General features: G+C 64.9%; 1 pseudogene. It reads right to left on the reverse strand.

The features are described 5' to 3' along the window. Positions 1-245: pseudogene (locus Q1A87_RS24015) on the reverse strand (IS5/IS1182 family transposase); the annotation flags it as partial.

Consider the following 245-nt stretch of genomic DNA (forward strand, 5'->3'; position numbering starts at 1 on the left):
GCATCGGTCAACGCCTCGTCCATCGCCTTCAGGCGCGCGATCTCTTGCCGGATGCGGCCGTATCGACGCGCGAGCCGAGCGACACTCTCCTCCCGCACCTCGCCGGTTTCCTGGCGGTCGATCCGAACCATCTCGCCGATGTAGCGCCCGACGTCAGCCTCGAGGTGAGCCAGGCGGCTGGCGATCTTGCCCTTGGTGAAGTTCCGGTCACGGTTGTTGACTGCCTTGAACTTGCTGCCGTCGAT

Origin of the sequence: uncultured Jannaschia sp. (assembly GCF_947494055.1) — a bacterium.
Classification (GTDB): Bacteria; Pseudomonadota; Alphaproteobacteria; order Rhodobacterales; family Rhodobacteraceae; genus Jannaschia.